Raw genomic sequence first — 26916 nt, forward strand, 5'->3', positions numbered from 1 at the left:
GCCATTCACATGAACGTGACGCATGCGCGTATCTGGTATTTTGTACTTCATATCCCAAAACGCGCGGCTTATTTCGGATTCGTTCGCACCGCACCATAGTCCGCACCGACGGAGACTACCATGCTCGCCACTTGGCTCGCCGCGCTCGTTTTCCTCGTCGCCGTGCAGGCTCTGCTCGTCGTCAAGCTGGCTGACCGGCTGACCGTCTCGAGCGCCGCGCAGGATGCCCCGACGGGCCGCGGCACCGAGGCGCTGGAGACCGCCGACCGCTACGCCCGCGCCGCCTGAACCGCGACTTCGCCTGCAGCAAATCCCGCGGCAGCCAGCCATTCGGGCCCGGCCGGTTTGGCGAGCGAGACTCCGCAGCGCATCTCGGCCGCGAACGGCGTCGCATCGAGAAAAGCCTGCATCTCGGCATCGGAGTAGTGACCGAACGCGTCCACGAGATCCGCCAGAGCGCGGTCCGCGGCGTGATCTGAGACGTTTTCGGCCATCACCGTATCCTCCGGTCGCCGGCCCGAACGGTGCGCAACGCCGCCGTATCGGGTCTCGCCCGCCTGCATTGGTATCTGGCATACCAGAGAGTGGAAATCAAGTTCCGACTCCTCTGGCGTTAGGCATAATAGTGCCGCAACCTACTCCGCGGCGATGCGGTGGACGCCGCCCACCGCACCCGAACCGAGGATGTCGCTGATTTCCGTATCGGTGCAGCCCAGCACCTCGCGCAGGATCTCGTCGGTATGCTCGCCGAGCAGCGGCGCGCGGGTGATCTCGGTGGGGCTCGCCGACAGCTTGATCGGGTTGCCCACCGTCAGATAGGCGCCGCGGGTCGGGTGCTCGACCTCGACCACCGTGCCGTTCGCCCGCAGCATCGGATCCTCGGCGATCTCCCGCATCGACAGGATCGGTCCGCACGGGATCTCGTAGGCGTTGAGGATCTCCATCGCCTCGAGCTTGTCGTGCTTCATCGTCCACGCTTCGATGCGCGTGAAAATCTCGTTGAGATGCGGCAGGCGGGCCTTCGGCGTCGCGTAGGCCGGATCGGTCTTCCAGTCCGGCTCGCCGATGATGTCGCAGATCGGCCCCCAGACCGCGCCCTGCGTGATGAAATAGATGTAGGCGTTGGGATCCTGCTCCCAGCCCTTGCACTTGAGGATGCGGCCGGGCTGCCCCCCGCCGGAATCGTTGCCAGCCCGCGGCACCGCCTCGCCGAAGGGGACGCCTTCGCCGTACTGGCTGTATTCCATCAGCGGGCCGTGGGCGAGGCGCTGCTGGTCACGCAGCTTCACCCGGCAGAGGTTGAGCACCCCATCCTGCATGGCGCAATCGACGCGCTGGCCCTGCCCCGTCTGGGTGCGCTGATAGAGGGCCGTGACGATGCCGAGCGCCAGATGCAGGCCGGTGCCGGAATCGCCGATCTGCGCCCCCGACACCATCGGCACGCCGTCGCGCCAGCCCGTGGTGGAAGCCGCGCCGCCGACGCATTGGGCGACGTTCTCGTAGACCTTGCAATCCTGGTAGCGGCCGGGCCCGAAGCCCTTCACCGAGGCCAGGATCAGGCCCGGATTGGCAGCCTGCAGTTTCTCCCAGGTCAGCCCCATGCGATCGAGCGCACCAGGGGCGAAGTTCTCGACCAGCACATCGCACTCGGCGATGAGCCGCCAGAGGATCGCGTTGCCCTTGGGGTTTTTGCCGTCGAGCGTAATCGAACGCTTGTTGTGGTTCAGCATCGTGAAATAGAGGCTGTCCACGCCGGGAAGATCCTGAAGCTGCTGGCGCGTCGCGTCGCCTGCGCCCGGCCGCTCGACCTTGATGACGTCGGCCCCGAACCACGCGAGCAATTGCGTGCAGGTCGGCCCCGATTGAACATGGGTGAAATCGAGGATGCGAACGCCCTCGAGGGCCTTGCCCGGTGCCTTGCTCATCGCAGGTCTCCTCCCCAGGAGAGTGGCATGTTGCCGGGCGCTGATCGGCCGATGGCGTCGGCCGTGTGCGCCCGTAGGGTTCCGTGCTGGTCTGGTTCCGTGCCGGTCTTGGGCTTCCGGTACGGCTGGCATGCGCGACGTGAGCGCAGCTCAGGGCACCATCCGCGAGGCTGCCCTGCACCCGGCGAATGCCGCCAGCATCGACTCCCCGGTTTTCTTCTGGCATACCAGATGCCAGAGGTCAACATTTCGGGCCGGAGACCAAAGATCCGCACGTTCTCGTGCGGATTCCGCGGGGAGAGCCGGGACGCCGGAGTGCGGGCTGCCTTGTCTTCCGAAGGATGAGACGCCATGCTCTCGCGGCTCGATGCTTCCACTCCGGACCCGCAACCCCATCGGCATCAAGGTCGATCCGAAGTGATGGAAAATCTCTCGATCAAGCCGATCGTTCCGGCGACGAGCCTGCGGACGCTGGCCTACGAGGCGCTGAAATCCGCGATCACCAACATGGACATCTACGGCCAGACCGGGGATGTGCGGCTCGATGAGCGCGGCCTGTCGCAGACGCTCGGCGTGAGCCGCACGCCGATCCGCGAGGCGCTGACGGTGCTGGAGCAGGAAGGCTTCGTGCGCAACGAGCCCCGGCGCGGCGTGTTCGTCGTCAAGAAGACGAAGCGCGAGATCGTCGGCATGATCCAGGCCTGGGCGGCGCTGGAGAGCATGGCGGCGCGGCTCGCCTGCACCGCCGCCTCGGACGAGGATCTGGCCTGCCTGCGCCGCTCCTTCCCGGAGTTTTTCGACGGCCAGCCCTACGAGCATCTCGACGAGTACTCGGAAGCCAATATCCGCTTCCACCAGAAGATCATTGCGCTCGGCCACAGCGCGGTGATCACGGACCTGACCAGCAACCTGCTGATGCATGTGCGCGGCATCCGCAACACGGCGCTCCGCCAGGGCGACCGCGCCTCGAAGTCGATCGAGGAGCACGTGCAGATCATCGAGGCGCTGGAGGCCCGCGACGCGGATCGCGCCGAGCGCCTCGTGCGGGACCACGGCCTCGGCCTCGCCGACCACGTCCAGCGCTACGGCGACCACCTCGACTGATCAGCCCCGACGTGGCGGCGCCGACGACCGTCTCCGCTCCCGGCTTGCTGCGTCTCTGGGCGTGCCACGAGGGCGCTGCGTGTCCTCGGGCGACGTGAACACGCCCGAGACCTCGCCGGGACGACGCCCTACCCCCCCGGGATCGCCAGCGGATTGTCGGTGAGCGCCGCCCGGTCCGGTGTGTCCAGGGCGGGCTTGCCGAGAAAGGCGTCCCAGATCCGGCGGACGAAGGCCGGGTCGAGGTCGCGCACGATCAGCACGAGCCGTGAGCGGCGATCCGCGTCGGGCCAGGCCGGCAGCGTCACCGGCGTGTGGACGACGTGCTGCACCCCATGCACCACGACCGGCCGCTCGGGATCGTCGGCGAGCGCCACGAGGCCCTTGAGGCGCAGGAGCTTCGGCCCGTGTGCCGAACGCAGGAGATCCAGGAACATCTCGAAGGTCGGGCGCGGCACCGGTTCGTCGCTGGTGAGGTGAAAGGCGCGGATCGCCGCGTCGTGCCGGTTCACGTCGTGATGATGGTGACCGTGGTTGTGGTGATGGCCGTGCGTGTGCTCTTCCGCGCCGAGCCAGGCGCGCACGTCGTCGCCTTTGCCGTCGAGGCCGAACAGGCCGCCGAGCAGGCGCTCGGCCGGCACGTCGGGCCCGTGGATCCGGGCCCCCGGATTGAGGGCAGCGAGCCGTTGGGTCAGCGCCTCCGCCTCGGCGCCGGGCAGGTCGGCCTTGGTCACCACGAGATGGTCGGCGACCGCTGCCTGCCGTAGGGCCTCGCCGTGCGCGTCGAGGGTGGCGGCGCCGTTGACGGCATCGATCAGCGTCACCACGCCCTGCAACTGGAAGCGGATCGCGAGATAGGGGTGATAGATCAAGGCGTGGAGGATCGGCGCCGGGTCGGCGAGCCCCGTGGTCTCGATCACCACCCGGCGGAACGGGTTGATGCGGCCGTTGTCGCGGCGGCGCAGGAGATCTTCGAGCGTCGAGATCAGGTCGCCGCGCACGGTGCAGCATAGGCAGCCGGCGCCGAGCAGGATCATCCCCTCATCGACCGTCTCGATCAGCAGGTGGTCGAGCCCGATCTCGCCGAACTCGTTGACGATCACCACCGTGTCGGCGAGCGCCGGATCGCCGAGGAGGCGGTTCAGCAGCGTGGTCTTGCCCGCGCCGAGGAAGCCCGTAAGCACGGTGAGCGGGATCGGCGCGGGGCGGCCGGGTTGTTCGGTCTGGGGCATCGTGGAACGGCTTTCGAAGTCTGAGCCGCTCGCGGTTCCCCCCTCTCCCCGGCGGGGGCGAGGGGATCAGCCGTCACCGCAGCGTGCGTCTCGGCAACGATATGACGATGCCGGGGCCCTTCGAAAACCCCTTACGACTCGTCGTTCTTCGCCTTGGCGGGCTTCTTGTCCGCCTTCTTGGCAGCGGGCTTGGCCGCCTCGGGCTTTGTCGTTTCGGGCTTCTTGGCGGCCGGCTTGTGCGCCGGCTTCGCGACCGCCTTCGGAGCGGGCTCCACCGCCGTGTAGGCACTGGTCGTGGCCGGCACGCTCTTGTCCCGGCCGGCGGCGGTCTTCGTGGCAGGCTTGGGCGCGGTCACGGCGGCGGCGCGCGCCTTGGCGGCTTTCTCCGAGGCGGCCTGCTTGGCGGCCTCTCGGGCGGCGTCCTTGGTGGCCTTGGCTTCCGCGCGCTTGCGCTGAGCAGCCTCCAGCGCGGCCTGACGGGCCGCCTGCTTGGACGCCTGCGCCTCCTGTTCCTCGCGGGCCAGCGCCATCGCGCCTTCCGTGGGGCTGCTGCCGATCCAGACCGGGATCGGCTGGAGCGGCGCCCGCGGCGGCAGGGTGCGTCCGCGGACATTGGCGCTGCTGAGCGCGGCGAAGGCGAGGTTGGTGGCGTCCGGGGTCGCCGAGCCGAGGAGCTGCGTCGTCGCGCTGCTGGCGCCGGGGCCGCTCGCGGTCAGCGCGCCGGGGCCCTCGTCCACCGGCATCGGCTTGCGCTTGTCGCAGATGTAGGGCCGCATGTCCGGCGGGGCGGCGACGTTGGAGGGCGGCAGCGATTCGAGCGTCGGCGCGGTCCAGCCCGCCGATTGGCCGAAGCCGTAATCAAACAGGTCGGCGGCCTTGATGTCGCGCTCGCGCGCGCTCGGCTGGCCCATCACCACGGTGATGATGCGCCGGCCGCCGCGGGTCGCGGTCGCCACCACGTTGAAGCCGCCCGAGCAGATGAAGCCGGTCTTCATGCCGTCGGCGCCGGGATAGCGCCCGAGCAGGCCGTTATGGTTGGCCATCACCGACTTGCCGAACTGGATCGCGGAGATCGAGAACAGGTTCTGCTGGTTGGGAAAGTCGCGCATCAGAGCGCGGGCCAGGACCGCCATGTCGCGGGCGCTCGTCCATTGCCGCGGCTCGGGCAGGCCGTTGGGATTGTACCAGCGGCTCTCGCGCATGCCGATCCGGTGCGCGGTCTCGTTCATCATGTCGGCGAAGCCCTCGACGGAGCCGCCGAGCCCCTCGCCGATCGCCCAGGACACGTCGTTGGCCGACTTGACCATGATGATCTTGAGGGCGTTGTCGAGGGTGATCTGCGTGCCCGGCTTGAAGCCCATCTTCGAGGGCGGCTCGGCGGCAGCGGCCGGCGACACCGTCAGCAGCGTGTCGAGGGAGACCTTGCCCTGGCGCACCATGTCGAGGGCGACGTAGGTGGTCATCAGCTTGGTGATCGAGGCCGGATACCAGGGGTCGGTCGCGCCCTGGCTGTAGAGCACCTTGCCGGACTCGGCATCGACGACGAGGATCGGTGCCGTCACCGCCGAGGCCGCCCCCGCCATCAGGCCGAGGGCGGTGAGCGAGCCGATCAGCCGTCCCCAAACACGGTTCACCATCGGGCCAATCTCGAAAGGGTGGGAGGGCGCGGGACGCCGCGGAGCAGGAATTCCGTTGCCGGCTCCGGGCCTTCGTGAAGAAAGCGCCCGGACAGGGTCGGATCGAGGATACCCGTTCATCAACGTGCCCTCCGTGGCGAGAGCATGGCAGAGCCCGGCGTTTTGCCTAACGGTACACGGCCGATCAGGGTTGCGTTCCGCGAAATCGTGCCCCGCTTGGTCTTCCGCGCCTCTCAGAGGTATGGGCAAGCCCTGACAGAAAAGCGCAACGATGTCCTACGCGGTCAAGGAACTCTTCCACACACTTCAGGGCGAGGGCGCCCAGGCCGGGCGCGCGGCGGTGTTCTGCCGGTTTTCCGGCTGCAATCTCTGGTCCGGCCGCGAGGAGGACCGGGCGGGCGCCGCCTGCCGCTTCTGCGACACCGATTTCGTCGGGATGGACGGAGAGGGCGGCGGGCGCTTCGCCTCCGCCGAGATCCTGGCGGACGCCATCGCCGCGACCTGGGCCGGGGGGACGGCCAACCGCTACGTCGTGTTCACCGGCGGCGAGCCGCTGCTGCAACTCGACGAGGCGTTGATCGCGGCCGTCCATGCCCGCGGCTTCGAGATCGCGGTGGAGACCAACGGAACGCTTCCCGCCCCGCCCGGCATCGACTGGATCTGCGTGAGCCCCAAGGCCGGCAACCCGCTGGTCCAGACCTCGGGCGACGAGTTGAAGCTCGTCTTCCCGCAGGCGGAGGCCGAGGCCGCGCCGGAGCGTTTCTCGGATTTGCCCTTCCGACATCATTTCCTGCAGCCGATGGACGGCCCGGACGCCGCCGCCCACACCGCGGCGGCGGTGGCCTATTGCCGGTCGAACGCCCGCTGGCGGCTCTCGCTCCAGACGCACAAGATCATCGGGATTCCGTGAGGGCATCACCCCGAGAGACGGCTTCCGGCTTTGGCTGACAGAGATGCGTGGGCAGGTGGGTGGGCAGGCGGAACAGGTGCGGCCGGCGGTTGCATCCGCCGCCGACCTCGACCACCTTCGCGCGCAACCCCGGCCGGCCGCCCTATGGCCAGAAGGATGCCCGATGACGCCTGATTCCACGACGCCGGACGCCGCGGCGCTCAGGCTCGATCACTCCTCCATCGAGGAACTCAACCTCGCCCTGCGCCACTACCGGCGCCTGATGATCCGCCTGCCCCTGATCCTCGTCCTCGGCTTCGCGGCAGCGATCGGCCTGTCGTATCTCGGGACCGCGCTGTCGCCACCCTACGGCGTGTACATCCTGGGGTGGGATCTCCTGACCTGGGGGCTGCTCGGGGTCCTCGCCGTTCTCTTCGCCGAATTCTGGTGGGAAGGCCGGCAGATCGGGCGGGCCCTCAACAGCGTCGAGATGCAGTCCGCGCCGATCGCCTCCTTGCTGGGCGGACAGGCGCTGATCGGGGAGCGCGCCCGCGAACACGGCATGAAGCCGGGCCCCTTCAACGGTCCGCTCCGGCCGATCACGAAACGCCAGCCGGGCTGACGAGCGACGGACGATTTGAGTTGAGCAGACCGAACGGTCTGACCTGATCCAGCGTTTAGGGTCCCCAGGTCTGAGGATCCGAGGATTGATCGATGTGGAGCTGGCGGATCATGGATCGGGCGCCCCGCGACGGCCGCTGGATCATCGCCATCAACCGGCGCGAGCCGGACCGCCGCGCCGTCATTCGCTGGGATCCGCGCAGTTCCAGTGACAGCGAGCCCTGGCGGGTCGCTTCGTGCGACCATGGCTACGCGTCGGACGCGTTCACGGACTGGATGCCCTTTCCACCTTGGCCAGCGCAGGGCGAACACGCAGATGCGGGCCAGAGCGAGATTCAGGCGGCGCTCGGCGGTGAGACGGTGCCGACCGGGTTGTGAGGCCGCGAAGGCTCAGCACGACGCTGGTGCCCTCGCCGATTTCGGCGCCGATCCGGGTTCGCGGCTCTCAGCCCGCTCCGGCGCTGACAGCGTCAATGGCGGGGCGTTCCCGGTTCGGCTCCGGCGATGCCGCATTTGGCTCTTGATCCGAACGGGTGCGCCGGTCCGCCGATTCGCCCGAGAGGTGCGGCCGCGCGACCCGTCAGTTTGGTATATTGACCACGCAAATACAGGTATGTTCTCGCAGGTATCCGCTTCAGCAGCCGCGAGCGCCTTGCGAGCAGGAGCGTGAAGAAGGTGGGTGTGTTGTAGCGGATGTAGCGCGGAAGGTTCTCGAACCATTCCGCACTCAGGCGCGCATCCCGTTGCACGCGAGCGAGCGCGCGTTGGCGTCGACGGTCGAACGCGTCGAGGGCGCGGGGAAGGCTGTCGTGCTCGCTCAACGCCGAGGCGAGCGCGATCGCGTCGTCGATGGCCAGACGCGTTCCCGAACCGATCGTGAAATGTGTCGTATGCGCGGCGTCGCCGATCAGCACCAAGTTGTCCGCGCGCCACCTTCGGTTGACCAACCTGCGGAAGCTCGACCATGGCAGTGTGTTGCCCTGGCCATCGCGGCTGATCAGTTCGTGCCCGTCGAGATGCTTGGCAAATATGCTTTCCAGTAGGCGCAGCTCGGCATCCGCGCGCATCGTGCCAAGACCGAGCCCCTTCCACGTCTCCGGTGCGCATTCCACGATGAACGTACTCATTCCCTCCTTGAAGGAGTAGGCGTGAAACCAGACCCATCCGGCGCTGGTCGGAACGAATCCGAACGTGAAGGACGGGAATCGCTGCGTCGTTGCGAGCCAGAGGTATTTGTTGCGGCCGGCTTCGATCTGCGGCCGGAACTGATCCGCGCGGTGCCGACGCAACGGACTCGCGACACCGTCGGCCGCCACGATGAGGTCGGCATCGGCGACCTGACTCAACTCGCTGATCTCGCTCTCGAACCGCACGTCGACGCCGAGCGCGAGCGCCCGCTCGATGAGGATCTGCAGGAGGCGACGACGGCATAGGCCGTAGCCCCCGCCTCCGTGGTGAAGCGGCGGTTGCCCCTCGACGTCGACCACTTGCCCGGACCAGGGAACCGCTTGATCCGCGATCGCCTGCGCGCTGTCCGGATCGTTGGTCCGCAGGGTGGTGAGAAGATCCTCCCAGAAGACGACGCCCCACCCATGTGTCGTTCCCGCTGGGTTTCGCTCGTGGACGACAATCTCATGGTTCGGGTTGCGCCGCTTCATCACGATCGCGAAATACAGTCCCGCAGGCCCCGCACCGACGCATGAGATCTTCATCAAGACTCTCCATCTCGTCTGACGCTTCCTGCATCATGACATGCGACGACTCGGCCAGAGCGCATTCCGAAGAAGCGGACACCGGCTCGTCGAAAGACTGCGCATCAAAACAAAGACCGAGAGCCGCCAGCCTGATGCAATCAGGTCGGATACGGCTCCAGGCCAGGAATTTATTTGTAATTTTGCTGCCGCACTCGCGACGACAGGAGTTCTTTCTGCATGCAGCGCGAGCACCGGCGGTTTTTGAAGGATGCAGGAATGCTGACGAGCATCCTGCGCGACCGTTCAGTCGTGGCAGCGCGACGAAAGCCGGCGACAAGAGCTTGAGATGAACAACCAACGCGCGCAACGTCGATTATGGATGGTAGCCGTAACCCCAATGGGCCAAGCTCGCCGCTTCGTTTGCCGGGATGGGCGTGACATCTCTCCTCGGCCAGCTTGGGCGTCGGAGCCGCCTCCGGCCCGCCGTCGCACCCGCGTTCGTTGATCGACGCTCGTCCCTGGCCGGGGCCGCCAGCGCTGCGTGCGTCGATGGGTGACGATCGTGCCTCCACGTTGCGATCGGGTCCGAACGCCCTCTGCAGTCTCCCCTTGAACCCGAGCCTGATCTCGAACGAATCGTCCGAACGGTCCCAGGCGATGAGGCCGGTCTGGTTCGAGGGGCCGCGCCGGCACGATCACCACACGCGGGCTCGCGGCTGCAAAGACCGGATAGAGGGTGCATTTCGGCCGATGTGGTGACATATCCACGATCTCGGTGCGCCCGCCGGCCACCGACAACCCGCTGCCCTGTCCGCGGCGGGACCGTTCCGGACCTCGTGAAGATCCCGCGATGAAGATCACCCAGGCCTTCACCTTCGAGGCGGCCCACCGCCTGCCGAACGTGCCGCAGACCCATCGCTGCCACCGCATGCACGGGCATTCCTACCGCGTGGAGCTGACGGTCTCCGGCGCGGTCGATCCGACGAGCGGTTGGGTGGTCGATTTCTACGACATCGAGAGTGCCTTCGCGCCGCTCCTGGAGCGGCTCGACCACCATTGCCTCAACGAGATCGAGGGGCTGGAGAATCCCACCGCCGAGCATATCGCGGCCTGGATCTGGCATCGGGCCAAGCCGGCGATTCCGGGGCTTTCCAGCGTGCGGATCTTCGAGACGCCCTATTCCTGGGCCGAGTACGAGGGCGACTGACCATGCCGGAGGACGCGGCCGTGGCGGGCGGTGAGGCCGGTGCGCTGGTGCTGTTCTCCGGCGGCCAGGATTCGGCGACCTGCCTCGCCTGGGCGCTCAACCGCTTCCCGCATGTGGAGACGCTCGGCTTCGATTACGGCCAGCGCCACCGGGTCGAACTCGACCGGCGCGCGGCCCTGCGGCAGGGCCTGACCGCCCTCGATCCGGACTGGGGACGCCGGCTCGGGCCGGATCACACGCTGGCGCTCGCCGCACTCGGCGAGATCTCCGACACGGCGCTGACCCGCGACAGCGCGATCGCGTTCGCCCGCGACGGCCTGCCCAACACCTTCGTGCCCGGCCGCAACCTGGCCTTCCTCACCTTCGCCGCCGCGCTCGCCTACCGCCGGGGCCTGCGCCACATCGTCGGCGGCATGTGCGAGACCGATTATTCCGGTTATCCCGATTGCCGCGACGACACGATCAAGGCGCTGCAGGTCGCGCTCAACCTCGGCATGGAGCGCCGCTTCGTGCTGCACACGCCCCTGATGTGGATCGACAAGGCGCAGACCTGGGCGCTGGCCGAGACTCTGGGCGGGCGGGCGCTCGTGGATCTCGTCGTCGAGGAGAGCCATACCTGCTATCTCGGCGAGCGCGGGGCGCGCCACGAATGGGGCTATGGCTGCGGCACCTGCCCGGCCTGCGACCTGCGCGCCAAAGGATTTTCGCGTTATCTCGCCGCGCGAGCGGAATAGGAGGCTTCCCATGCGTGCCGACGCCTTCCTCGAGGCCGTGAAGGCCTTGCCCGTCGCCGATCTCGCGACCCTGGTGCCGAACGGGGGCGGCCTCGTCGTGGTCGCGCCCCACCCCGACGACGAAAGCCTCGGCTGCGGCGGGCTGATCGCGCAGGCCGTGCGAGAGGGCCGAACTGTCCGCGTCGTCATCGTCAGCAACGGCTGCGGCTCGCACCCGAATTCCAAGGCCTATCCGCACGACCGCCTGCGGGACTTGCGCGAGGCGGAGACCGTGGCGGCGATGGCCGAACTCGGGCTGAGTTCCGAGCATGTCCATTTCCTGCGCCTGCCCGATGGCGGCGTGCCGAGCGAGGGCGCAGACGCCGAGGCGGCGGCGGACCGGATCGCCGACATCGCCCGAGAGGCCGGGGCGAGCGCCCTGTTCGTGACCTGGCGGCACGATCCCCATTGCGACCACACCGCCTCGGCCGCCATCGCCGGTCTCGCCCAGGCCCGGCTTCCCGGTATCGCGGCCTATGCCTACCCGGTCTGGGGCTGGACCCTGCCGCCGGAGCGCGAGGTCGGGCCGGCCCCCGAAGGCTACCGCCTCGCGGTGGAGGACGAGCGTGCGGCCAAGCGCCGGGCGGTCGAGGCGCATGCCTCGCAGGTCTCCGGGCTGATCACGGATGATCCGTCCGGCTTCCAGTTGCAGACGGCGATGATCGACCGGCTCTGCGGCCCGCACGAGTGGTACATCGCGCTGCCCTGATCTCCTTCCGCTGACGCTCTTCATCCGCGTTTCAGGTTGGGGCTGGCAGGACGGGTACGACCGTAAAGCTTGGCCCGGACCGGAATCCCCGTGAGCACCATCAGCGTCGTCACGCTCAACAAGGGGCGCGACGCCCATCTCGCCCGACTGATCGAGGGGCTCGCCCGCGGGCCTGCCCCCACCGAATGCGTCGTGGTCCAGATGGGCCCGGCCCCCGAGCCGCTGCCGGCGACGCCGTTCCCGCTGCGGCCGATCGCTTTCCCGAGCGCCGGCCTGCCGCTGGCCGCCGCGCGCAATGCCGGCCGGGCTGCGGCCTCCGGCGACATCCTCGTCTTCCTCGACGTCGATTGCATTCCCTCCGCCGGCCTCGTTCCGGCCCTGGCTGCGGCGGCGGCGCATGACGGCCTCGTCTGCGGGCCGATCCGCTACCTGCCCGCGGGCGCGGTGCAGGACGGCTGGCAGGAGGCCGATCTCCTGCAGGCCGGCCTCCTCCACCCGGCCCGGACCTTCCCGTCCAGCGGCGTGGCGGAGACGCAGAATCCCGGCCTGTTCTGGTCGCTCGCCTTCGCGGTGCGCGCCTCGACCTACGACCGGCTCGGCGGCTTCGACGAGGGCTATGACGGCTACGGCGCCGAGGACACCGATCTCGCCTTCCGCGCGGCCGAGATCGGCGTGCCGGTGCTGCTGGCGGGCGCCCCGCCGGCCTTCCACCAGCACCACCTCTCCTGCGACCCGCCGCTCCAGCATTTCGCCGACATCGTCCGCAACGCCCGCCGCTTCCGCGCCAGGCACGGGCTCTGGCCGATGGACGGCTGGCTCGACGCCTTCGCCCGGCTCGGCCTGATCGGCGAGAGCCGCGAGCCCGACATCACCCTCCTGCGCGGCCCGAGCCCGGAAGAGATCGCCGCCGCGCGCGTGCCGCCCGAGCGGCCGTTCTGAGCGGTCTTGGGGGCGGATGCCGTCGATCCCCTCCACGACCTTACCTTGAGAGGCACAAGCGAAGCGGCGGCCTCGAAGATGCTCCGGGCGCCGCGCGGGATTTTCGCCGCCGGATGGCGGACCGGCCTCCCATCATGGATGACGCGCCGTCACAGTTTTGGCCGCGCGGCCCCTGCCCGCCTCATGATCCTGCCAAGCAACATCCGTGGCGCAGCGTAGCATTGACGGCTCGCACGCACGTGTAGCGCCGATCATTGCAGCCCTATCTCTTGCGCTGTGGCGCGATGATCCGCCGCATCGCGTAAAAAGTTTTCAGCACTCGGCGCGAACTCTTTGAGATGCGGCTGGTTCTCCGGGGATCTCATCTCTCCTTTGAACCCAGGAGCCTCGATGACTGCCAAGCCCCCACCTGTTCCGCCGGCCAACCGCTCCGACAAGGGGCCGGGAAGCGCCCCCGAGACCGCGACCACCCAGGGCCGAGCCTCGTCGCAGACGAAGGACCCGGACAAGATCGGCCAAGCGGGCAACTCGAAGATCAACACCACCCATCAGGGTCATCAGCAGGATCGCTGAATGAGCACCTCCAGCAAGCATCCCAACGCCGACCGTCACCATGGCGGGCCGGGCAGCAGCCATCAGGACCGGTCGAAGCCCGCCGCCGAGCCGGATCACGGGCCGACACCGGGCAGCCCGACCAACAGTTCCAAGTCCGACGTGTCCGGGGGCGGTGGCGAGCGCGACGCACACCACGCCCATAGCGGCCCGGGCCATGCCCCCGACCGCACCGACCGCTCCCATTAACGGCGGCGCGCCGCACCGACATCGAGCGGAATGATCCGCTCCGCATCAGGAGAAGAACCGCCATGGACGAGAGCCGCAAGCACGATTCCCTGCGCGACTTCAACGCGAATGCCGACCGTAACGGGCAGGATTTCGGGCAGGACAGTCCCCTCGACGTCGCCCGGCCCGCCGATCTCCAGCGCGCCCTCCAGGAAGATCCGGGCGGGGAGGCGCAGGTAGCGCGCACGGCCTCCGACTTCGATCGGCGTGATTCGGTCGCGGGCGGCAGCATCGAGTCGGTCGAGGCCACCGAGGCGGAGACGCCGCCGGAGAACCTGCGCCGCATCAGCGACCCGAGCTACACGCCCAAGCGCTGATCGGCTCGACCCGGAAAGGTGAAGGTGCGGCGGTTGGGCGATTGCCCGCTGCCGCGATCCTGTGTCTCGCGACCGTCGGACCCGCGCCGGAGGTGGCTCGTGAAACGCGCCGAGGCCGGTCCGGGGGTCAATGGGCTTGAGCGCGCGTCAGCCCGCATCCCGGCACAGAGTCTCGATAGCCGCGGCCGTCCGCGCCAGCGCGTCGGGCTCGGCGAGGCGCCGAACCACGTCCGGATCGAGGGCGAGGCCGCGGGCGACGAGGGGGGCCCAGGCCGCAGGGTCCGGCCAGCCGCGTTGGACGACGGCCGCGCCGAGCCGCTCCAGTGCCGCCGCCTTGGTCTCCTGCTCGTCATAGGCGCGCGGCTCCGGCAGGCACAGGAAGCGCTTGCCGAGACCCGCCACGGCGGTGACGAGCCCGTCGCCCGCGCCCCCAATCACGAGAGAGGCCGGGGCGAGATGCGGGCGCACATCCGTGACCCAGCCGTGGAGATGCAGGTTTTTCGGAGCCGCGCCCGAGCCGGTCACCGGCCCGAGGACGTGCCACGCCCGGTCCGGGACGGCGTCAGCGGCCTGAACGAGCCTCTCCAGACGCCCGCCCTCGCCGCCACGCCCGAACACCACGACGATGCGCCCATCCTCCTCGGAGACCGCCCCGGCCGGAGCCCCCCCGAGGAAGCCGCCATAGACGGTCTTTTCACGCACCCAGGCCGGCACATCCCCGCCGTCGAGGGCTTCGGGAAAGGGGGCGAGCAGCCACGAGGCGGCGCGGAATGCTTCCAGATGCGGCGGGTCCGTGCGGGTGCCGGACAGACGCACGACGAGACTCGGCACCGACAGGAGCCGGGCCAGCAGCGCCACCTCGGCCGAGACATCGACGACGATCAGCGCCGGGTCGTTCTCCGCCGCCCAGGCGGCGATCCGGCCCATCCGCGCGCGGATGCCCGGATGGTTCAGCGGCACGTAATGGAAGCATTCGGGCCGCTGCCCCGCGCCGTCCTGACCGTCGAAGCTCCGGTCGAGGCGGTCGTCGGGCAGGTCGAGGACGGAGCCCGGCGCGCCGGAGATGTCGAGGCCGGCAAAGCTGCCCATCAACGTGCAGGGCCGCCCGAACGCCGCGAGTGCCCGCGCCAGCGCGATCGCCCGCTGCAGGTGACCGGCGCCCTGATGGTGGACGTAGTAGCCGACCGGACGCGTCATGCGGGCTCCGAGAAACGTGCGGCGCGAGGCGGCAAGAACACCGGGACGACAGGCCGGCTCTCAGGCCGCCTGATCGCGCCCCAAGGCCGCGGCGAGGTTTTCGAGGGCTGCCAGCGCCTCGTCGAGGCCGCATTCCGGCGCGGGACCGTCCCGCGCGTCCAGGCGAGCATGGGCCCGCTCGACGAAGGCGATGTCGTTGGGGCAGGCCGTCAAGTCGATGGCAGCGAGGTCGTCCGCGTCGAGCCCGAGCGCGTGCAGGGCGGCTGGCGCAGCGCCCTCGCGATAGGCGCGGCGCAAAGCGGCCCGGCGCAGGATGATCCGCTGCCAGTGGGCGGCCACCGGCAGCCGGTAGGCCTCGCCCTCGCGCACGACGCGGGCACGGCGCAGCATCTCGGTCGCCATGCCACCCTCGGCCCGTCCGGCGGTGCGAGCCGAGACGAGCACCGACACGGCGGGGCAGTGGCGCAGGCGCCCGCCCGCCCGCTGGACCGCGGCGACCAGGGCGTTGTCCTCGCCGCGCGGCAGAGCCGGCAGACCGCCGACGGCGCGGTAGAGCGAGGCCCGGAGCGCGAGACTTCCGCCGGTATGGTCGCCGTGGCGCGGCGCCGGGTCATGGGGCGGCGGATCGAGGGCGTCTTCGAGCGCGCGCACACTCGACCAGTAGCGCTCGACCCGCGCGTGGAAGGTGGCGAGCGCGGGGTCGGCCCCCTCTTCGTCGTCGATCACGAGCCGGCCGCCGACGATCTCGGCGTTCTCCAGGGCGCGCAGGTTCGCCGCGACCCAGCCGGGGGCGAGCCGCGCATCGGCATCGGTGGTGAGCAGTACACCGTCCGGCGCGCCCTCGCTCTCCAACCACTCGGCGCCCGCATCGAGGGCGCGGCGGCGTGCGTTGCCGACATGGGCCTCGGACGGGGCGAACGTCGCCTCGATTAGACGCAGCGCCAGGGTATCGAGCGCACCCGAGCTTTCGAGGGCATGCACCGCCTCGACCGTTCCGTCGGTGCAGTTGTTGCTGACGATCACGACCTTCAGGGGGGCAGCCGCCGAAAACCCCTCCTGTGCGGCGAGTGCCCGCAGCAGGCGCGGCAGGCGCTCGGCCTCGTTGCGGGCCGGGATGCAGACGACGGCCGGGCTGGAGGTCGCGGGCATCGTGTCAGGCCGCCGGGCGTTCGAAGAGGGCAGCGCGGGAGCTCTGGGCCGGCGCCCCCGCCAAGACCTCGCGGTAGAGCTCCTCGTAGCCGTCGGTCATGACCTGGGCGTCGTAGAGCGTCTCGGCCCGGCGGCGGCAGGCGCGGCGGTCGAGGCCGACGGCGCGCTGGATCGCGCGGGCCAGGGCCGCCACGTCGTCGGCGGGGGCAAGCGCGCCGGAGAAGCGATCGACGATGTCGGGGATCGCGCCGCGGCCGAAGGCGGCGACCGGGGTGCCGCAGGCCAGCGCCTCGGCGACGACGAGGCCGAACGGCTCTTCCCAGCGCGGCGAGACGATGGCCGCCCGCGCGCCGCCGAGCTGGTGGGCCAGCTCCCGGTGGGAGAGATGGCCGACATAGGCCGCATCCGCTCCGAGACGCGGGGCGATCCACTCGTTCCAGTAGCGCGGGTTCGGCTGCGGGCCGGCAAAGCGCAGGGGGATCCCGGCGCGGCGCGCCGCGTCGATGGCCAGATGCGTGCCCTTCTCCGGCACGATCCGCCCGCTCCAGAACACGTAGCCCGCCGGGTCGGCCTTGGTGCTGAAGGCGAAGGTCGAGAGGTCGATGCCGTTGCCGATGACGCGGGCATCCGGCACCAGCGGCTGCCATTCCTGCGCCAGCGACGGCGAGACGGCGGCGAAGATCATGCCGGGCTTGGCCGCCCGCACACCCTCGGCCAGCGATTCGAAGGGCGGCGTGTGCAGCGCCGTCGTCATCGGCACGGGGAGCGTGTGGCTCACCCGCAGCGGCAGGTCGTGCAGGCTGTTGTTGTGCACGATGTCGAAACCGCCGCGCGCGACCGCTTCCATGATCCGCTCGTAGGCCGCGAGTTCGGCGCGCTCGATCCGCTCGCAGGCGACGGGATCGCCGAGGGCGTCGCCGGTCGGCGGGCAGACGGGGTTCGGCACCAGCGCCGGATCGGAGCCCTCCGAGGCGAAAAGCGTGACCCGGTGGCCCCTGGCGCGCAGCGCGCCGGCCAAGTGATGCGTGTGCATCTCGAGGCCGCCCAGATAGGGCTGTCCAATCGGGAACTTGAGATGGGCGATGACGGCGATCTTCAAGGGCATTGTCCGACGTCGGTGGCGTAAGGGACCCTGGGATGAGTCCAACGGCCAGGCTTCCGGCCACACCATCGCCGTTCGTCTAGGAACGCCCGATGAACGAACCCTTCAGAAAATGGAGAGCTTGGGGAATAAAAGTGACGCAGGCCGCCAACGCGTCCCAGATGCGTGTGTGACGCCGCGAAGCGCCGCGACAGCCTCGTTCACGCAGCAACGTGCACGTGAATTGTGCGCGGGAACGGTCTGACCCGCGGCACGATCGATGCCGGGACCTATCGTCGACATCATGGCCAGTGCCGCGACGGGAGGCTCTACATGGACGTCCGCTCAAACCTTCGGCGCCGTGCCTCCGCGCATCGGAACAGATTGATGAAGGACTTCACGACCGGCGACAGCGCGAGCTGCTGGTCTGGCACGAACTATACGAGGCGATGAGCGACGCCATCGCCCGCGCGCATGACCGGTGCCGTCGCGCCCAAAATCGCCCTGCCGCGCGAGACGGAACGGCCGAGGACTACTCGTCCTCACCGAACTTGTCGGCGAGCAGCGCCTCGATCGCGTCGAGGGCGGCGTCCGCGTCGCCGCCGACGGCGACCACGGCGATGGAGGTGCCCTTGGCCGCCCCCAGCGTCAGCAGGCCCATGATCGAGCGCCCACCGACGGTCTCGCCGCCGCGGGTCACCGTCACGGCGGCGGAGAAGCGCTCCACCGTCTGCACGAACTTGGCCGAGGCGCGGGCATGCAGGCCGCGGCGGTTGATGATCGGCAAGATCCGGACGAGGCCACCCTCGGGCACCTCCGGCTGCGGCTCGACCTCGCCGTCCACACTCTCTCCCATCGCCCCTGGCACTCCCTCCCCCGCCGCTTCGGTGCGAACCGGCGACGCGTCGGCGCGCCGTTCCGGATGCGGGACGACGTGGTTAAGCCGGGAGCGGGGCGAAGAAAAGGCCGTGCGGGAGTGAGACCGGGCTACTTGCCCGCAAGAAGCTACTTGCCCGCAAGAACCCGCGAGGCAACGTTGATGTACTTGCGGCCCGCCTCCTGCGCGTGGAGCACGGCATCGCCCAGGCTCTCGGCCTCGCGCACGCTGGCGAGCTTGATCAGCATCGGCAGATTGATCCCGGCGACCACCTCGACCTGGCCGCCGTTCATACATGACAAAGCGAGGTTCGACGGCGTGCCGCCGAACATGTCCGTGAGAACCACGACGCCCTGACCGGAGTTGACCCGACCGACGGCGGACATGATGTCGCCGCGGCGCAGCTCCATGTCGTCCTCCGGGCCGATCGTAATCGTCTCGACCTGCTTTTGAGGGCCGACGACATGCTCCAGGGCGGCCTTGAACTCGGTCGCTAACAGCCCGTGTGTGACGAGCACCATTCCAATCATCGAAGCGTGTTCCAACGCCCTGTGAGCGGAGACGCCATCTTGTGCAGCGCAAGGTGAAGCGCAAGCGGGTCGCGTCGTTTTGCGCGACACAACGGGCTCACCATGACACGGCCGCGGCAGCCGCGCTACACATCGCGGGCGCCGCCGGGCACAAGAGCCGCCGGGTGCGTCCGCATTGCCACGCCGGCTCGAAGCGCCTCACGGATCAGGTATTCGTGGGGATGGCGCGGTTCAAGGGCGAGGCGGGGCAGCGCGACACCGAGGAGCATGGCGGTCGCGGCGGTCTCGGGAAGGCGCTCGGCCTCCGCCACGAGATCGACCACGAGGCGCAGCACCGCGGCCGGTGCATGTGCCGCCAGACGGCGAAGGCCGAGACCGCGGATCTCGATTAGGCCGGCGAGCGCCGGGTGGGGCCGGGCGACGAGGCGGCCGTGATGCGCCTCCAGCCGGATGCGGTCGTCGCCGACGAGGCGGGCATGGCGGCCTTCCAGGAAGAAACGGTCGAGAAGCGCGAGGCAGAGTGCGGACTTGCCCGCCCCGGACGGCCCCCGGATCAGCACGCCGGCCTCGTCGAGGAGCACGCAGCTCGCGTGAACCGTTTCCTGTACCGTGTTTTGCACCGTCTCCTGTGGCGGCTCGCTTTCCGGCGCAGCCTCCCCGCTCATGCGGCGAGGTCGTCGTCGCGGTAGCGGTCGGCCCGGGGGGCCACGGGCAGGCGCACGATGAAGCGGGCGCCGCGCACCGTCGGGTGTCCCTCCTCGTCGGCCGGGCCGGGGCGGTTCTCCGCGCGGATCGAGCCGTGATGGGCCTGGATGATCTGCCGCGAGATCGACAGGCCGAGCCCGGAATTCTGGCCGAAGCCCTGTTCCGGCCGGTCGGTGTAGAAGCGCTCGAAGATCCGCTCCAGCGCGTGCTCGGGGATGCCGGGTCCCTCGTCCTCGACCACGAACTCGACCTCGTTCTTGAGGCGGCGCAGGGCCACCCGCACCTTGGCGCCGGGCGGGGAGAACGAGCGGGCGTTGTCGAGCAGGTTGTTGACGACCTGTCCGAGGCGGCTGTCGTGGCCGATGATGCGGAATGGGTCCTCGATCTCGCCGCTCGGCCGCTCGATGTCGAACTGGATCACCGCCGCCTTGGCGCGGCGCCGCTCGTTGGCCACCGAGGTCACGGTGGTCAGGAGCTTGCCGAGATCGACCCGGCGCGCCTCCGCGCGGGCGAGTTCCGCGTCGAGGCGGGAGGCGTCGGAGATGTCGGAGATCAGCCGGTCGAGGCGCTTCACGTCGTGCTGGATGATCTGCATCAGCCGGCCGCGCGATTCGTCGGTCTTGGCCAGCGGCAGGGTCTCGACCGCGCTGCGGAGCGAAGTCAGCGGGTTCTTCAACTCGTGGCTGACATCGGCCGCGAAGCTCTCGATGGCATCGAGCCGCCGATAGAGCGCCTGGGTCATGTCGCGCAGCGCGCCCGAGAGATGGCCGATCTCGTCGGTGCGGCTGGTGAAATCCGGGATCTCCTGGCGCGACTTGATGCCCCGGCGCACCCGCTCGGCGGCATCGGCCAAGCGCCGCACCGGCCCGGCGATGGCGCCCGCGAGCAGGATCGACAGCACCAGCATCACGGCGGCCGCGACGAGGAACACCTGGAGCAGGCCGAAGCGCTCGGAGGCGATCACCCGGTCGATGTCGCCGCCTTGCGTCGAGACCATCAGCACGCCGCGCACTGAGCCCGCCCGCTGGATCGGCACCGCCACCGAGACGATGGTCTCGCCGCGCTCGTTGCGCCGGGAGATCGTGCCGCGCGAGCCCTTGAGCGCCGCCTGAACCTCGCGGAAGGCGCGCCCGTCCTGCGGGCCCGCCTCCTCCTGGGCCGAGCGCTCGCTGACGACGAGGCCGAGGATGCGGGTGCCGACGAAGTCCCAGATCCGCTCCAGCACGTTGGGCTTGGGCGGCTTCACCACGGTCTCGCTGCGGCCGATGTCGCCGCGGGCGTAGAGCGTGCGGGTGTCGAACAGCAGGCTCCCCTCGCTGTCATAGACCCGGGCGCGGTTGCCCGTCGGGGTCACGAGGCGGCGCAGGAGCGGCGCGACCTTCTCGGGGTTGAGCGAGAAGGCGAGCGAGGCGGGATCGTCGTCGAATTCCCGGCCCTCGCCGGCCTGCTGCTGCAGGAGCTTGTCCGGATCGACGCGGATCGTGTCGGTGTCGACGGAGGCTTGGGCAGCGATGGCGCCGGCGATGATGTCGCCCTGGATCAGCAGGCTCTGCACCCGCGCCTGGATCAGCCCCTGGCGGAACTGGTTCAGGTAGAGGAAGCCGAACAGCAGGACGATCAACCCGACGAGGTTGAGCACCACGATGCGGCGCGTCAGGCTCGACGAGGCGCGCTGGCCGACCGCGTTCCAGAGGGCGCGCGGCCAGGTCAGCGGCGGGCGGGTGAGGGAGCCGACGAGCCGCGCGAGGACGCCGCGGCGGGCGTGGACCTCATCGGAATCGGGCTGGCGGGACAGGGGGGCGAGCATCGACGGACGGGACCGCGGGGGAATCGCCTCAACCCTCCTTGAACCGGTAGCCGACGCCGTAGAGCGTCTCGATCATGTCGAAGCTCTGGTCCGTCACCTTGAACTTCTTGCGCAGCCGCTTGATGTGGCTGTCGATGGTGCGGTCATCGACGTAGACCTGATCGTCGTAGGCCGCGTCCATCAGGGCGTTGCGGCTCTTCACGACGCCGGGGCGCTGGGCCAGCGCCTGGAGGATCAGGAACTCGGTGACCGTGAGGGTCACTGGCTCGCCCTTCCAGGTGCAGGTATGGCGCTCGGGGTCCATCATCAGTTGGCCGCGCTCGAGCGAGCGGGCGGCGGCGTCGGCCTCGCGGGCAGCCGCCCCCGGCGTGGCGTCCTTCGGGGCGAAGCGGCGCAGCACCGCCTTCACCCGCTCGACCAGCAGGCGCTGCGAGAACGGCTTATGGATGAAGTCGTCCGCACCCATCTTGAGCCCGAACAGCTCGTCGATCTCCTCGTCCTTCGAGGTGAGAAAGATCACGGGAAGGTCCGATTTCTGCCGCAGGCGTCTGAGAAGCTCCATTCCGTCCATGCGCGGCATCTTGATGTCGAAGATGGCGAGATCGGGCGGGGAGTGACGCAGACCGTCCAGCGCCGAGGCGCCATCGGTGTAGGTCTGGATGCGGTAACCCTCGGTCTCCAGCGCGATCGAGACGGAGGTCAGGATGTTGCGGTCGTCGTCGACGAGGGCGATCGTGGGCATGCAGTTTCCCTGACTTGACGGCGCGCGCGCCGCCCCTGGCGCGTCCTTGGCGGGGCCCGCAACGGTGAGGCTCGGTACCCGCAAATCGGGGACCGCCAGCCGTGCGGAGGGTCTCGTCCTTTACGACCATCGTTCGAAAAAAGCGAGCGGCAGTCTAAGCTTGGCCGTGTCGGACGGCTTGGACAAGGGGTCTGCACGAGCGTTTTTACGTGGACGGCTTCGGCAATCCCCTCCCCCTCGGCACGATGAGCGTCGTGGACATCCGCGCCCGCCGGCCAAAACAGCTTTGACGGACGGCAGGGCGGACAACGCGCCGCGCCCGTCCGTGCCGCGGACCCTTCTGCACCGACCGCGGGCCGCGCTATGCTCCGACCCGAAACCGGGGAGGAATGCTTTCATGGCCAACGATGCGATGCCGCCCGCGGGGGAACGGCGCCGGCCGGCCGAACCGTTGCCCGCCTCGGAAGCCCCGTTCGACGCAATCGGGCTCGCCCGGCATCTTCTGCGCAGCGTGCGATCGGGCGCGCTCGCCACGATCGATGCGGCCGACGGCACCCCCTTTGCCTCCCTCGTCACCTTCGCCACCGACAGCGACGGCACGCCGGTGATGCTGCTCTCGCGTCTCTCAGCGCATACGCGCAACCTCGATCACGACCCGCGCGCCTCGCTGCTGTTCTCGGTGGGCGGCAAGGGCGATCCGCTGGCCCATCCGCGCCTGACCGTGACGGGCCGCGCCGCGCGCTGCGACGAGCCGCGGATCCGCGAGCGCTTCCTGGCCCGCCACCCGAAGGCGAAGCTCTACGCCGACTTCCCCGATTTCGGCTTCTTCACCCTCGCCCCCACGGCCGGCCACCTCAACGGCGGCTTTGCCAAGGCGGCGACCCTGACGCCGCAGGAACTGCTCCTCGACCTGGCCGGCGCCGAGGCCATCGTCGCGGGCGAGCGCGGCGCCGTCGAGCACATGAACGCGGATCACGCCGACGCCCTTGCCCTCTACGCCGCGGGCGCCGGCGAGCCCGGCAGCGGCTGGCGGCTCACCGGGCTCGACCCGGAGGGGCTCGACCTGATGGCCGGCGAGCGCACGGCACGGGTGCCCTACCCCGAACCGGTGCGCGACATGGGCACCTTGCGCAAGAGCCTCGTAGCGATGGCGGCCGCAGCGCGGGCCGGCTCCGCGGCCGAGGCCGCACCCGCTCCCGACGGGCCGACCTGAACTCGTTCGGCAGGCACGCGGCGCCAACAACGGTAAGCGCGCGGCGCACCCCCGCCTTGGCGTGCGTGCCCGCCGCTGCTATCTCCGCCCCGGACAATCCCGACAAACCTGCCGTGCGCCGCGTCAGCCCCGCGACGGGACCGCCGTGCCGGAGACCCCGATGACCACCCGCACCATCGACAACATCCGCAACTTCTCGATCGTCGCGCATATCGACCATGGCAAGTCGACGCTCGCCGACCGGCTGATTCAGACGACCGGCACTGTGGCGCTACGCGACATGAGCGAGCAGATGCTCGACTCGATGGATATCGAGAAGGAGCGCGGCATCACCATCAAGGCCCAGACCGTGCGACTGGAATACCGCGCGGAGGATGGCAAGGATTACATCCTCAACCTGATGGACACGCCCGGCCACGTCGATTTCGCCTACGAGGTGTCGCGCTCGCTCGCCGCCTGCGAGGGCTCGCTGCTGGTGGTCGATGCCTCCCAGGGCGTCGAGGCGCAGACGCTGGCCAACGTCTACCAGGCGCTCGATGCCAACCACGAGATCGTGCCCGTCCTCAACAAGGTCGATCTGCCGGCCGCCGAGCCGGACCGGGTCAAGGAGCAGATCGAGGAGGTAATCGGCCTCGACGCCTCCGAGGCCGTGCCGATCTCGGCCAAGACCGGCCTGAACATCGAGGCGGTGCTGGAAGCCATCGTCAAGCGCCTGCCGGCGCCGAAGGGTGACCGTGAGGCGCCGCTCAAGGCCCTGCTGGTCGATAGCTGGTACGACGTCTATCTCGGCGTCGTCGTGCTCGTGCGCATCATCGACGGCGTGCTCAAGAAGGGCATGACCATCCGCATGATGGGCGCGGACGCCGCCTACGGCGTCGATCGCATCGGTGTGTTCCGCCCGAAGATGGCCGATATCGGCGAACTCGGCCCCGGCGAGGTCGGCTTCTTCACCGGCTCGATCAAGGAGGTGGCCGACACCCGCGTCGGCGACACCATCACCGAGGACAAGCGTCAGACCACGCAGATGCTCGCGGGCTTCAAGGAGGTTCAGGCGGTCGTGTTCTGCGGCCTGTTCCCCGTGGACGCCGCCGATTTCGAATCGCTCCGTGGCGCCATGGGCAAGCTGCGCCTGAACGACGCCAGCTTCTCCTACGAGATGGAAACCTCGGCCGCCCTCGGCTTCGGCTTCCGCTGCGGCTTCCTCGGGCTGCTCCACCTCGAGATCATCCAGGAGCGCCTGGAACGCGAGTTCAACCTCGACCTGATCTCGACCGCGCCGTCGGTCGTCTACCGCCTGCTGATGCGCGACGGCGAGCTCAAGGAGTTGCACAACCCGGCCGACATGCCCGATCCGATGAAGATCGAGACGGTCGAGGAGCCGTGGATCCGCGCCACCATCCTCACGCCCGACGAGTATCTCGGCGGCGTGCTGAAGCTGTGCCAGGACCGGCGAGGCATCCAGATCGACCTGAACTACGTCGGCAAGCGGGCCATGGTCGTCTACGACCTGCCGCTCAACGAGGTGGTGTTCGATTTCTACGACCGCCTGAAGTCGATCTCGAAGGGCTACGCTTCGTTCGACTACCACGTCTCGGATTACCGCGAGGGCGACCTCGTGAAGATGTCGATCCTGGTGAACGCCGAGCCGGTCGATGCGCTCTCGATGCTCGTCCACCGCACCCGCGCCGAGTCGCGCGGCCGGGCGATGTGCGAGAAGCTCAAGGACCTGATCCCGCGCCACCTTTTCCAGATCCCGGTCCAGGCGGCGATCGGCGGCAAGATCATCGCTCGCGAGACCATCCGCGCGCTGTCCAAGGACGTGACCGCCAAGTGCTACGGCGGCGACATCTCGCGCAAGCGCAAGCTTCTGGACAAGCAGAAGGAAGGCAAGAAGCGCATGCGCCAGTTCGGCCGCGTGGAGATCCCGCAGGAGGCCTTCATCGCCGCGCTGAAGATGGACGATTGAGACGGTCGCCGCTTGATCAAAGCGGGGACCGTATCAGCAAGCCCGCGCGGCGCTTGAGCGAAGCCCAAATCCGCCATCCCGAAGGGATCAACCGGATTTGGTATGACGGGCTCGTCCCCTTTCCTCGCCGTCGCGAGTCGGGGCCGAAACGATCCGGGCCCCTCTCTCCGGAGACGTCACGCGATGGGTTCGCGTCACCGCCTCGCGGCCACGGCGAGGACGCCATACGAGCAACAATCGAAAAAAATCCCGCCCGCGCGTAAAATCAGCGCTGTTGTTTCATTTGTAAGAAACCGATCCCGTCATACCCCGGTCAAGCCGCCACGGTAACGGCGTAATTCGGGAGCTTCGGTTGCGCGCAAGCGAAAGCCGAATCAACCGGCGCGCAGCGCGCCCGTCGTGACATCGAGGCGCTGGGTCGAAGCGGAACGGGACGACGATGGGCGGGGCGCACGACGACAACCTGACGCCGCATAGGATGCGGCTGCGCACGCAACTTCTCGTTGCGTGCGTGCTGGGGGCAGGCGCGGCGGCCGCCCTCTGGTACGGCCGCCCGAAGGAAGTCGATGCCGCCGTGCCGATGCCGGCCGCCGTGACGGCCACCGCACCGGGGCGCTTCGTGCTCACCGAGAGCCAGCTTGCCACCGTCACCACCGTGGCGGTCGAGCAGCGGCTGTTCTACGAGGACATCGCCACCGAGGGGAAGATCAGCGTCGACGAGTACCGCGCGACGCCCGTCTTCTCGCCCTATGCCGGCCGGGTCATCACCATCTTCGCCCGCTCCGGCGAGCGGGTGAGGCAGGGCGACAAGCTGTTCTCGCTCCAGGCCAACGAGATGGTCCAGGCGCAGAACGACTTCCTCGCGGCGCTGAACGTGCTCAACAAGACGCGCTCGCAGCTCTCCTACGCCACCAACACCGAGAAGCGCCTGCACGACCTCTACGATTCCCGCGTGACCACGCTGAAGGAATTGCAGACCGCGCAGAACGACCTCACGACGGCGCAGAACGACGCCAAGACGGCGGAGGTCGGCCTGGAGGCGGTGCGCAACCGCCTGCGCATCCTCGGGCTCGCCGACGACGACATGAAGGCGCTCCAGACCAAGGGCGCAATCAACCCCGAGACGACGATCAACGCGCCGCTCTCCGGCACCGTGATCCAGCGCAAGATCGGCCCGGGCCAGTACATCAACACCGGCGGCTCCGACCCCTCCTACCTCATCGGTGATCTCGGTCGTGTCTGGATCGTCGCGCAGTTGCGCGAGACCGACGCGGCCAAGGTCGATCTCGGCGAGCGCATCCGCTTCCGGGTGCTCGCCTACCCGAACCAGACCTTCGAGAGCCGGATCAACTACATCGGCGCCTCGGTCGATCCCGCCACGCGCCGCATCGTCGTGCGCGCCGAGGTCGACAATCCCAAGGGGCTCTTGAAGCCCGAGATGTATGCCAGCGTCCACATCATCAACGAGCGCGAGACCGTCTCCCGCGCCGTGCCGCGCCAATCGGTGATCTTCGAGGGCGACAAGGCGCGAGTCTGGGTGCTCGGCGCCGGCAACGCCGTCGAGAGCCGCGCGGTCAAGACCGGCTTCCTCGACGGCAACGACATCGAGGTCACGGAAGGGCTCGCGCTCGGCGAGCGGGTGATCTCGAAGGGCGCCCTGTTCATCGACGGCATGACCGACCAGCCCGGCTGAGAGCCCGGCCCACCGCTTCCCGCGAAAACAAGCATTCCGAGCCGGGGCCGTCCCCGGCCGCGCCCGACGGCG

Annotated in this window: 28 protein-coding genes; 15 read left to right on the forward strand and 13 right to left on the reverse strand. The window is 69.1% G+C overall.

The genetic code is table 11. The features are described 5' to 3' along the window. Positions 1-120 precede the first annotated feature (120 nt). Positions 121-288 carry a hypothetical protein gene (locus OVA30_RS02185; RefSeq protein WP_015821845.1) on the forward strand — a complete coding sequence of 56 codons (168 nt, stop codon included), beginning with the start codon at positions 121-123 and terminating at the stop codon, positions 286-288. On the opposite strand, the gene OVA30_RS02190 is transcribed toward OVA30_RS02185, so the two are convergent. Then, complete coding sequence (locus OVA30_RS02190) at positions 270-494, reverse strand: hypothetical protein (RefSeq protein WP_253389234.1); 225 nt, start codon at positions 492-494, stop codon at positions 270-272. The genes OVA30_RS02185 and OVA30_RS02190 overlap by 19 nt on opposite strands. 141 nt (positions 495-635) lie before the next feature. Next, on the reverse strand, positions 636-1925 hold the full coding sequence (gene frc, locus OVA30_RS02195) for a formyl-CoA transferase (protein WP_003606199.1): 1290 nt from the start codon (positions 1923-1925) through the stop codon (positions 636-638). A 420-nt stretch (positions 1926-2345) separates the two neighbouring features. On the opposite strand from frc, the gene OVA30_RS02200 reads away from it, so the two are divergent. Continuing rightward, positions 2346-3029 (forward strand): GntR family transcriptional regulator, encoded by a 684-nt coding sequence (locus OVA30_RS02200; protein WP_012752280.1) that lies wholly within the window; start codon positions 2346-2348, stop codon positions 3027-3029. Between the two features lie 128 nt (positions 3030-3157). On the opposite strand, the gene OVA30_RS02205 is transcribed toward OVA30_RS02200, so the two are convergent. Both OVA30_RS02205 and OVA30_RS02210 read right to left on the reverse strand, forming a co-directional pair. Beyond that, positions 3158-4258 carry a CobW family GTP-binding protein gene (locus OVA30_RS02205; protein WP_268174460.1) on the reverse strand — a complete coding sequence of 367 codons (1101 nt, stop codon included), beginning with the start codon at positions 4256-4258 and terminating at the stop codon, positions 3158-3160. 131 nt (positions 4259-4389) lie between these two features. Further along, positions 4390-5895: a D-alanyl-D-alanine carboxypeptidase family protein gene (locus OVA30_RS02210; RefSeq protein WP_268174461.1), complete on the reverse strand. Its 1506-nt coding sequence runs from the start codon at positions 5893-5895 to the stop codon at positions 4390-4392. A 271-nt stretch (positions 5896-6166) separates the two neighbouring features. Between OVA30_RS02210 and queE the strand changes: the two genes are divergently transcribed. From queE to OVA30_RS02225, 3 genes are all read left to right on the forward strand, one after another. After that, positions 6167-6805, forward strand: coding sequence for a 7-carboxy-7-deazaguanine synthase (gene queE, locus OVA30_RS02215; protein WP_268174462.1), 639 nt, complete (start codon positions 6167-6169; stop codon positions 6803-6805). 163 nt (positions 6806-6968) lie between these two features. After that, the gene (locus tag OVA30_RS02220) at positions 6969-7406 is read left to right on the forward strand and encodes an ABC transporter ATP-binding protein (RefSeq protein WP_268174463.1); all 438 of its coding nucleotides are present in this window, start codon (positions 6969-6971) and stop codon (positions 7404-7406) included. A gap of 110 nt (positions 7407-7516) precedes the next feature. Next, the gene (locus OVA30_RS02225) at positions 7517-7783 is read left to right on the forward strand and encodes a hypothetical protein (protein ID WP_245268173.1); all 267 of its coding nucleotides are present in this window, start codon (positions 7517-7519) and stop codon (positions 7781-7783) included. Between the two features lie 92 nt (positions 7784-7875). Here OVA30_RS02225 and OVA30_RS02230 read toward each other — a convergent pair whose 3' ends face one another. After that, positions 7876-9117, reverse strand: a complete 1242-nt coding sequence (locus OVA30_RS02230; protein WP_268174464.1) for an FAD-dependent monooxygenase — start codon at positions 9115-9117, stop codon at positions 7876-7878. Between the two features lie 832 nt (positions 9118-9949). Between OVA30_RS02230 and queD the strand changes: the two genes are divergently transcribed. The 7 genes from queD (at position 9950) to OVA30_RS02265 (ending at position 13884) form a co-directional block, all read left to right on the forward strand. Beyond that, complete coding sequence (gene queD, locus OVA30_RS02235; RefSeq protein ID WP_003604191.1) at positions 9950-10306, forward strand: 6-carboxytetrahydropterin synthase QueD; 357 nt, start codon at positions 9950-9952, stop codon at positions 10304-10306. A 2-nt stretch (positions 10307-10308) separates the two neighbouring features. Further along, the gene (gene queC / locus OVA30_RS02240; protein ID WP_268174465.1) at positions 10309-11040 is read left to right on the forward strand and encodes a 7-cyano-7-deazaguanine synthase QueC; all 732 of its coding nucleotides are present in this window, start codon (positions 10309-10311) and stop codon (positions 11038-11040) included. A 10-nt stretch (positions 11041-11050) separates the two neighbouring features. Beyond that, positions 11051-11788 carry a PIG-L deacetylase family protein gene (locus OVA30_RS02245; protein WP_268174466.1) on the forward strand — a complete coding sequence of 246 codons (738 nt, stop codon included), beginning with the start codon at positions 11051-11053 and terminating at the stop codon, positions 11786-11788. Between the two features lie 90 nt (positions 11789-11878). Continuing rightward, positions 11879-12727, forward strand: a complete 849-nt coding sequence (locus OVA30_RS02250) for a glycosyltransferase family 2 protein (RefSeq protein WP_268174467.1) — start codon at positions 11879-11881, stop codon at positions 12725-12727. Positions 12728-13117: 390 nt separating this feature from the next. Beyond that, entirely contained in the window at positions 13118-13300 is a 183-nt protein-coding gene (locus OVA30_RS02255; protein WP_003604187.1) for a hypothetical protein, read from the forward strand. Further along, the gene (locus tag OVA30_RS02260; RefSeq protein ID WP_268174468.1) at positions 13301-13528 is read left to right on the forward strand and encodes a hypothetical protein; all 228 of its coding nucleotides are present in this window, start codon (positions 13301-13303) and stop codon (positions 13526-13528) included. It abuts the gene before it with no gap. A 62-nt stretch (positions 13529-13590) separates the two neighbouring features. Next, positions 13591-13884 (forward strand): hypothetical protein, encoded by a 294-nt coding sequence (locus tag OVA30_RS02265; protein WP_012252877.1) that lies wholly within the window; start codon positions 13591-13593, stop codon positions 13882-13884. A gap of 147 nt (positions 13885-14031) precedes the next feature. Here OVA30_RS02265 and OVA30_RS02270 read toward each other — a convergent pair whose 3' ends face one another. The 8 genes from OVA30_RS02270 to OVA30_RS02305 form a co-directional block, all read right to left on the reverse strand. Then, positions 14032-15081, reverse strand: a complete 1050-nt coding sequence (locus tag OVA30_RS02270) for a glycosyltransferase (RefSeq protein ID WP_268174469.1) — start codon at positions 15079-15081, stop codon at positions 14032-14034. A gap of 60 nt (positions 15082-15141) precedes the next feature. Next, positions 15142-16230: a glycosyltransferase gene (locus OVA30_RS02275; RefSeq protein WP_268174470.1), complete on the reverse strand. Its 1089-nt coding sequence runs from the start codon at positions 16228-16230 to the stop codon at positions 15142-15144. A gap of 4 nt (positions 16231-16234) precedes the next feature. Next, the gene (locus tag OVA30_RS02280; protein WP_268174471.1) at positions 16235-17329 is read right to left on the reverse strand and encodes a glycosyltransferase family 4 protein; all 1095 of its coding nucleotides are present in this window, start codon (positions 17327-17329) and stop codon (positions 16235-16237) included. A gap of 514 nt (positions 17330-17843) precedes the next feature. Continuing rightward, positions 17844-18167 carry an HPr family phosphocarrier protein gene (locus OVA30_RS02285; RefSeq protein WP_003606019.1) on the reverse strand — a complete coding sequence of 108 codons (324 nt, stop codon included), beginning with the start codon at positions 18165-18167 and terminating at the stop codon, positions 17844-17846. A gap of 149 nt (positions 18168-18316) precedes the next feature. Next, entirely contained in the window at positions 18317-18718 is a 402-nt protein-coding gene (locus OVA30_RS02290) for a PTS sugar transporter subunit IIA (RefSeq protein WP_003606016.1), read from the reverse strand. 125 nt (positions 18719-18843) lie between these two features. Next, entirely contained in the window at positions 18844-19383 is a 540-nt protein-coding gene (locus OVA30_RS02295) for an HPr kinase/phosphorylase (protein WP_268174472.1), read from the reverse strand. Then, positions 19380-21230, reverse strand: a complete 1851-nt coding sequence (locus tag OVA30_RS02300) for a sensor histidine kinase (protein WP_015821863.1) — start codon at positions 21228-21230, stop codon at positions 19380-19382. Before OVA30_RS02300 ends, OVA30_RS02295 begins: the two co-directional genes overlap by 4 nt. Before the next feature lie 28 nt (positions 21231-21258). Further along, complete coding sequence (locus OVA30_RS02305; RefSeq protein ID WP_003606011.1) at positions 21259-21972, reverse strand: response regulator transcription factor; 714 nt, start codon at positions 21970-21972, stop codon at positions 21259-21261. A 397-nt stretch (positions 21973-22369) separates the two neighbouring features. Between OVA30_RS02305 and OVA30_RS02310 the strand changes: the two genes are divergently transcribed. From OVA30_RS02310 to OVA30_RS02320, 3 genes are all read left to right on the forward strand, one after another. Then, positions 22370-23185 carry a HugZ family pyridoxamine 5'-phosphate oxidase gene (locus tag OVA30_RS02310; RefSeq protein WP_268174473.1) on the forward strand — a complete coding sequence of 272 codons (816 nt, stop codon included), beginning with the start codon at positions 22370-22372 and terminating at the stop codon, positions 23183-23185. 160 nt (positions 23186-23345) lie between these two features. Beyond that, on the forward strand, positions 23346-25151 hold the full coding sequence (lepA, locus tag OVA30_RS02315) for a translation elongation factor 4 (protein WP_012752292.1): 1806 nt from the start codon (positions 23346-23348) through the stop codon (positions 25149-25151). A 439-nt stretch (positions 25152-25590) separates the two neighbouring features. Further along, positions 25591-26844, forward strand: coding sequence for an efflux RND transporter periplasmic adaptor subunit (locus OVA30_RS02320; protein WP_015821866.1), 1254 nt, complete (start codon positions 25591-25593; stop codon positions 26842-26844). Positions 26845-26916 lie beyond the last annotated feature (72 nt).

This window comes from Methylorubrum sp. SL192 (genome assembly GCF_026672325.1).
In the GTDB taxonomy this organism is placed as follows: domain Bacteria; phylum Pseudomonadota; class Alphaproteobacteria; order Rhizobiales; family Beijerinckiaceae; genus Methylobacterium; species Methylobacterium extorquens.